Annotated in this window: 2 protein-coding genes and 1 pseudogene; all 3 read left to right on the forward strand. The window is 34.1% G+C overall.

The annotated features are described in order from the left end of the window. Positions 1-413 precede the first annotated feature (413 nt). Entirely contained in the window at positions 414-1133 is a 720-nt protein-coding gene (locus F6K54_RS38565; protein WP_293089409.1) for a sulfotransferase, read from the forward strand. Between the two features lie 1569 nt (positions 1134-2702). After that, positions 2703-5675: a sulfotransferase family 2 domain-containing protein gene (locus tag F6K54_RS38570; protein ID WP_293089411.1), complete on the forward strand. Its 2973-nt coding sequence runs from the start codon at positions 2703-2705 to the stop codon at positions 5673-5675. A 274-nt stretch (positions 5676-5949) separates the two neighbouring features. Further along, positions 5950-6094: pseudogene (locus F6K54_RS38575) on the forward strand (ABC transporter permease); the annotation flags it as partial.

Here is a 6094-nt window from a genome sequence, read left to right on the forward strand (position 1 = left end):
AATTTATCAAAATCAATGTACTTTTAAATACATTTTCTCTCTAGAAAAAGGCTTTTAAAGTATCAAACATAATTTGTCTATAATGTCTACGTTTTATGTTAAGAAAGATGTTTATAACGCATAGCTTTTTAAGGGGGATGCGCGGGGGATCATTGATGTACTTCACGCCTTATGAAAACTATTATATTAAGGAGGAACAAACTTATTATCCGGACATGATGTTATTCTTCCCTGTTCCCAGCTCCGGTGTTCCCTGTTCCCTCTTTTCTGGAGATGTCTAATAGAAAACTCAACATCGCAAAATGCGGTATCCGAGTTTGATAAAGGGGAGGCCGAGTTTAATAATGGTAAAAAGTGAGGAGCGAATTTATATTGTTATAAGATACTTAATGAGGATAAATTGGTAGCACTTTATGAACCAAGACATAGATGGAATTAAAAATAGTAATTGTGTATTTATAATAGCACAAGGTCGTAGCGGGAGTACCTTATTACTAAGATTACTCAACTCAGTTGATGGCTATAACATTTGTGGAGAAAATTACAACGCAATTAGTTCATTATCATATTTTTATCAAGCCTTAGTAAAGACTCAAAAACAGAGTCCTAAAAATCAACATAGATTTTGCACTTATGAAGAGCTTAGTTCAAGAGATGTAACATACAAAGATTATTCGGGATTTGAATGGTATAACGTTTATGATATTAAGCTGCTAGAAGATAGGTTAGCATCTCTAATATATGAAATGTTTAATCCTCCAAACAGTAAATTTCGAGTTTGGGGTTTTAAAGAAATAAGAATAGGGGGAGGAAATGCATATTTTGTGAATTTTAGTTGGAATTTAGACTTTTTAAAGAATCTTTTTCCGAAAGCAAAGTTTATTTTTAACACCAGAAATCTTGGTGACTTATTAAAAAGTGGTTGGTGGAAAGAACAACCAGAGCGAAGTAAAAAAATTTTGGAAAATCAGTATAATCTTTTTATGGAATACAATTATAAAAATCCAGAATATACTTATCACATGACCTATAAAGATATAGTTAACTGTACTGATAATCTCAAAAATATGTACAGTGATTTTTTATTAGAACCATTTGATGAGAGCCAATATAAAGATGTTATGAACAGGTAAAGTTGAGTTTCATTAATAGACATCTCCAGAAAAGAGGCAGTAGGCAGTAGGCAGTAGGCAGTAGGGAACCCACCCCTCGCCCCTCCCCCTCCCAGGACTATCCCTTATAAGGAACTCCTGAAAACCTTGTGTGGAGTAGGGGAGTAGGGGAGTAGGGGAGTAGGGAGCAGGGGAGAAGGGAGAAAGAATCATATGTAGATAGGAAAAACTACTTAAGTTATCAAAAAAAATCTACTTTTTAATACACTTTATTCTCTGGCAAAAATCTTTTAAAGGCTAGTACATAACTTGTCTATTTTGTCAAGCTTTATGTTAAGAAAAATGTTTATAAAGCATAGCTCCCAGGAGGGGAATAATTGATAATTCATATCAAATCCGATCGGGTTCGGTATAAAAAAATTTTCATCTTCACCTAAAGAGCAAATCTTTCTAAATTCTCTTTTCTCCTGACTCCTGAGTTCTGAGTTCTGACTCCTAGATTAACTATCTAATTACACCGATGCTACCGGATTTGATATTATGTGTGAGAATTGATTTGATTTTTTATTTTTGGAGATGTCTAATTGATAATTGATAATTACCTCTGGTTAAAACCGCTACGGAATTGAATATAAGGAAATATTATTTCTTCTTTTGGTTGATTGGATATGGCGAGGATACCTCCCCATCCCTCAACCGCTTTTTTCCCCTTGAAAGGGGAGGCTTTAAACCAGAATTATTTAATAATTAATAATTAATAATTAATAATCCGGTAATTATTAATTATCCCCTAAAAAGGGGAGGCTTTAAACCACAATTTTTCGGTAAAGAAAGAAATATTACATTAGACATCTCCAAAAATAAAAAAGACAATCAATTCTTATCCAGAAATTATCAATTGTTCCCCTCCTGGGAGGGGGAGGGGCGAGGGGTGGGTTCCCTGTTCCCTGTTCCCTGTTCCCTCTTTTCTGGAGATGTCTATTAACTAAAAGCAATAGCTGACAGCTAATAGCTGAATGCTTACAACTGAAACTCCTACCTGTTCCCAGCTCCGGTGTTCCCTATTCCCTATTCCCTATTCCCTGTTCCCAGCTCCGGTGTTCCCTGTTGCCTATTCCCTCTTTTAAAGAAATATTACATTAGACATCTCCAAAAATAAAAAAGACAATCAATTCTTATCCAGAAATTATCAATTGTTCCCCTCCTGGGAGGGGGAGGGGCGAGGGGTGGGTTCCCTACTCCCTACTCCCTACTCCCTCTTTTCTGGAGATGTCTATTAACTAAAAGCAATAGCTGATAGCTGATAGCTGAATGCTTACAACTGAAACTCCTACCTGTTCCCTGTTCCCAGCTACGGTGTTCCCAGCTCCGGTGTTCCCTAAAAGCAGTAAGATTTTTATACACACAGGACTTACGCAAAGACACTATGTATAGAGTCCAGTAACTATTGGACAATAGTTACAAGTACTATATATAGCGTATCTGCGTAATTCCTAACACAAATAAAATAGGATTCTATAGATAATGACAAAACATTTTATTATATGGACAATGCACCGGACTGGGGGAACTACACTAACTCATGTTCTTATGGATATAAGTTGTTTTCCATCATGTCAACATGAGCCTTTTAAGCATGATAGAAAACTTGGCTATATCTATCAAAACTTTTGTCAGTCTAATTATCAAGATGTTGCTGGACTGCAAAAAGTTTTGGAAAATGATGTATGCCAAAATCAAACTTTGATTAAGCATTGTTATGAAATTCCCGACTTTAACCCTAAGTTTTCAAAGGTTTTATTAAAAACATTTGATAAGGCAGGATATAAGCACATATTTTTATATAGAGAAAACGAATTTGCACGATTAATGTCTTTGATGGTTGCTAGATCAACTAAAATTTGGGATAGAAGACAAGGCTCAGAAGAATATTATAAAAAAGTCATTGGTGGTGAAATAAAAATGGATCGAGTCGAAGTAGAAAGCTTTGAAAAAACTAGAAGGAATTCTCGAACGAAAACGCAAGAAATTTTAGAAATGTTTAAAGAAGAGGAAATTACTCCATTTTGGGTTAGTTATGATTCACTTTACAGCGCTAGTGCTTCAACGAAATTAATTACCTGGCGTTCACTATTTAATTTTTTGGGTTTTGATTATGATGAAGAAGTTAAAAAAAGACCAAAGTTTTTTGAAGAAAATATAGATAAAAATAGTCAAAAATCTCAGACAATTTATCAGTATATTCCTAATTGGGAGGAGTTAGAGAAAAAAAGAGAAGTATGTAATCGGGATTTTAAAGATATGCTGGCTAATTACAGTAACAACCAATTGAGTAATAGCGAGAAAAGGCAACTAAATATGGCAAAAAAAACTCCAAACTCCTTAAATTTTGACTCCTTATTAGTTGTTACTTATGGTAGAAGTGGTTCTACCTTACTCCAAGGAATACTGAATAGCATAGATGGTATTCTAATTAAGGGAGAAAACATGAATTTTATAGAAGGATTATACGTTTCATATCAGAGATTATGTGGAATTAAAGCTAAGGAAATAACGAGTCCTCAACAACCATGGTATGGTTGTGAATCAATCGATATTAATCTCTATCTAAAAAACTGCAAGAAATTAATCAGAGATGTTTTAATAGGAGAATTGAGTAGAGAAAACAGAGATAGAGTAAAGTGCTATGGTTTTAAAGAAATAAGATACTGTTCCGCAGAGGGTTTAGAAGGAGAAAATTGGGAAATATTAACTCAAGCTCTATATTGGAAAAATTTGAGAAAAAATCATATATATATTCAAAAAATGGCAGAATATTTGGATTTTCTTGCTAAAGTATTTCCCAACCCATGTTTTATTTTTAATACGAGAAATTTAGATGCTGTTTCTGAGAGTGGTTGGTGGAAAGATTTCGAGAAAGCAAAAGTCAAGGAAATTTTGCAAGTGATAGAAGGAGATATGAATAAATATGTTGAAAAGCATCCTGAAAATTGCTTCAAAATCAGTTATGAAGACATAGTAGAAAAATCAGAACGTCTCAAGTTAATGTTTGGTTTTTTAGGTGTTGAATATTCTGAGTCAAAGGTACAAGAAATTTTATCCCTGCCTCATAGTTACGGTCATAAATCATTCCGAATAAATAAAAGTCCTAACAATGAAATACAATCTGAAAGTAATTTAGATATTGACAAAAAAGCACAAGAACATATAGATGATGGCAATAAAGCAGTAAAATTAAAAGAATATAATCAAGCTGTAGCGAGTTACAAAAAAGCTATTGAGTTAAATTCTAGTCAACCACCATGGGTATACCGCCATCTTGTAAATTCCTTAGTGAAATTATCAAAGTTTGATGAAGCAAAAGCAGTTTGTAATTTTTTAGTAGAAAACTATCCCGATAAACCAGTCGGATATGCTCGTCTTGCTAAAATATCAATGGAACTTCAGCATTGGGAGTTGGCTTTAGAAATGTGGAATACTTGTATTTCTAAATTTCCTAGTGATGATTTTTGGTTTCAAGTAAATAAAGGTAATACCTTGATAGAATTGGGAAGATTAGAGGAAGCAAAGTTAATTTTTCAACAACTGAACGAGACTTACCCAGATAAAAATCAGGGTATTAAAGGTATTGGTAGAATTGAAAACCTAGAGTCTCATCAATCAACTAAAACAGAAGATTTAAGGATACCAAAGCAACAATTTGTATCCCAGGAGCAAATAAATCAATCTCAAAGTCAATGTCAATTTAAATTATTTTGGGAACGCCAAAAATACATTTTAAATCATCAGTATCGTTTTGTTTATTGCCCCATACCTAAAAATGCTAGTTCTAGCTTTAAAACTCTGGCTATTCAATTAAGCAATGTACAAAATAAGGATGAGAAAATATTAAGAGATGTTCATAAGTATGCACAGGAAAATTTTAATTTAGCAAAAGAAGGGGAAAATGCCTATCAAATACTTAATGGTAATGATTATTTTAAATTCGTAGTTGTGAGAAATCCTTGGAAACGATTGGTATCTGCTTACGTTGAGAAATTCGTTAACAACCGAATCAGATCATTTACTCAGATGAAGAAGATAAAGCATAAGGATACAATAACAGCCATTTACAAACATAAAGGTTTACAAGTTGATTATGAGAAATCTATATCGTTCAGGGAGTTCTTAGATTATCTCAAATTTACGCCAGATGAGGAACTTAATGTACATTGGAAACCTCAATATTTGTTTTTGGGCAATAATCGTTTTGATTACATACTCAAACTAGAAAATATAGCTAATGATTTTGAGTACTTGCAAAAAAAACTAAAGATTAGTTTGAGTCTTCCACAGAGAAATAAGACAAACTATGTTCAAACATCACAGGAAAAACAGGAAAAAGATTTAGATTATTCTGTCCTTTACCCTTCTGAATTTAAGGGTATAAAGATTCCTAGTTACCAGGAATTTTATACTTCTGAGTTGGTTGAACTTGTTAAAGAAAGGTATAGAGAAGATATCTCAAGATTTAATTACCATGAGGAAGAAAAATTAATCCTTGAACAATTGAACGAGACTTAAATTTTTTTAGGGAAAACTGATATCATGTCCGGTTGAATACTTACACTTTGGAGGAAGTAGGTAGGTTGGGTTAAGCGGCAGCGCAACCCAACAAAAGCGAAAAATCTGACAAAAAAATGTAGACAGAGGTACTGATAACTGATAACTGATAACTGAAATATGGCTCACACCGATTATGGCACGGATGTACGGATAGTCTGGGAGTGGCTCACAACGATTATGGCACGGATGTACGGATAGGGCAGGGAGCCCAAGTCCAGTAGTAGGTGCACTTGGTTATCTTGGAGGGCTTGCAACAAGTGGGACCATTCGTGAAGTGGGACCATTGCTGATCGCATTTATGCTCAGTGGAAAAGTTGGGGCCTTTACTTCCGCTGAGCTTGGTACAATGCGTGTGACGGAACAAATTGATGCCATCA

It is taken from the genome of Okeania sp. SIO3B5 (assembly GCF_010692555.1).
GTDB lineage: Bacteria > Cyanobacteriota > Cyanobacteriia > Cyanobacteriales > Microcoleaceae > Okeania.